The 2,071-nt window shown below is 64.8% G+C and carries 1 protein-coding gene; it reads left to right on the forward strand.

Annotation, left to right across the window (positions count from 1 at the left end; translation table 11 throughout):
- Positions 1-23: 23 nt before the first annotated feature.
- Positions 24-1,520 carry a glycerol kinase GlpK gene (gene glpK / locus ACE3OG_RS16455; RefSeq protein ID WP_374310624.1) on the forward strand — a complete coding sequence of 499 codons (1,497 nt, stop codon included), beginning with the start codon at positions 24-26 and terminating at the stop codon, positions 1,518-1,520.
- Positions 1,521-2,071: the final 551 nt, after the last annotated feature.

The raw sequence follows: 2,071 nt of genomic DNA on the forward strand, positions 1-2,071 counted from the left end.
TCAGCGCTCGCGGGAGGAAATAAATGTCGAAATATATTGGGGCCATCGATCAAGGCACCACCAGCACGCGTTTCATCATTTTCGACCGCAACGGCCAGATCGTCGGCCTTTCGCAAAAGGAGCACACGCAGATTTATCCGAAGCCCGGCTGGGTCGAGCATGACGCGGAGGAGATCTGGGCGAACACCCGCGCGGTCATCGCGGGCGCGCTGGAGAAGAGCGGCCTCACGGCCATCGACTTCGCCGCCGTGGGGGTCGCCAACCAGCGCGAGACCTGCCTTCTGTGGGATCGCCAAACCGGCAAGCCCCTCTCCAACGCCCTCGTCTGGCAGGACGCCCGCACAGACCAGATCGTCAAGCGCCTCGCCGCCGAAGGCGGCCGGGACCGCCTCAGAGTCAAGACCGGCCTTCCGCTCGCCACCTATTTCTCCGGGCTCAAGCTCAACTGGATCCTCGCCAACGTGCCCGGAGCCCGCGAGAGGGCCACATCCGGCGACGCCCTATTCGGCACCATCGACTCCTGGCTTTTGTGGAACCTCACCGGCGGAGTCGACGGCGGCGTCCACGTCACCGACGTCACCAACGCCTCGCGAACCCAGCTCATGGACCTCGCGACGCTTTCCTGGGACGACGACCTCCTCGAGCTGTTCGGCGCGCCGCGCGCCTGCCTGCCGCGCATCGTCTCGTCTTCGGAAATCTACGGCGCGGCCCGCGCGCCGCTCGCCGGGGCGCCGATCGCGGGCGTTCTCGGCGACCAGCAGGCGGCCCTGTTCGGGCAGGCGTGCCTGAGGCCGGGCGAGGCGAAGAACACCTATGGCACCGGCAACTTCATGCTGATGAACATCGGCGAGAAGCCGTTCCATTCGACCTGCGGCCTCATCACCACCGTCGCCTACAAGCTCGGAAACCTCTCCGCCGTCTACGCGCTCGAAGGCTCGATCGCCATCACCGGAGCGCTGGTGCAATGGCTGCGCGACAATCTCGGCGTGATCCAGGTCTCGGCCGAGGTCGAGACCCTCGCCCGCACGGTCGAAGACAATGGCGACGTCTATTTCGTGCCGGCCTTCTCGGGCCTCTACGCCCCGCATTGGAAAGAGGACGCCCGAGGCGTCGTCTGCGGCCTCACGCGCTTCGCCAACAAGGGTCATATCGCCCGCGCGGCGCTTGAGGCGACGGCGTATCAAACGCGCGAAGTGCTCGACGCCATGGTGAAAGATTCGGGCGTGGCCATTCGCGAGTTGCGCGCCGACGGCGGCATGGTCGTGAACGAGCTGCTCATGCAGTTTCAGGCCGACCTCCTCGACGCGCCTGTGGTGCGTCCCCGGGTGATCGAGACCACCGCGCTTGGGGCCGCCTACGCGGCGGGCCTCGCTGTGGGCTATTTCCAGTCCCCTCAGGAAATCGTCGAGAACTGGGGGATCGACAAGCGATGGCTCCCGCAGATGAATGAGGAGCGCCGCCGGCGGCTGTTCGGCGCCTGGCGCAAGGCGGTCGACCGCTCGTTGGGCTGGGCGAGCTGACTTTCAAAGGGCGGACGACGCGGCGGCCGGCCTGTCCGCCGCTCCGATCTAAGCGCAAGGAATCCGGAAGAGACCCGATGCGCTCATGCGCTGCGCTTCTCAGGTTCTTCTGCTGGCTTCGGCTCAACAGGAAACAGATGCGCGTCCTCGCATCTTCTTCGTCGGGCAGGTCGCCGCTCGGGACAAGCTGCGCAGCCTCGCCCAAAAAACGGCGCTCTCACGCAGCGCTGCGCGGTGGTCGCCATAGAACAAGGCGTCTTCCGCGATCTCGACGCCGAACATCTCCTCGAGAGCGACGGCCTGCGCGCAAAGCTGGCCCGCGCACCTGAGGCCCTCACACCTTACAAGTTTATCTGCAAAAGGTGGACAATCGAACCTGAACGATTCAAACTCGATTCAATCTATCAAATACCGGGACTGAACATCTAGGGCCTGTCGTCATTTAGGGGCTTCCGGCGCGCTGGAAACTTCGATTCATAGAAGGTCAGCCATTTTGGAGCTGACCGGTGCGACGCTACAGCCTTCGCGACTCCCAATGGGAGCGCATCCGC

Source organism: Methylocella sp., assembly GCF_041905455.1.
GTDB lineage: Bacteria > Pseudomonadota > Alphaproteobacteria > Rhizobiales > Beijerinckiaceae > Methylocapsa.

Excerpts from the sequence above, each read along its gene's own strand:
- glpK (WP_374310624.1), top strand. The coding sequence starts at position 24 with ATGTCGAAATATATTGGGGCCATCGATCAAGGCACCACCAGCACGCGT.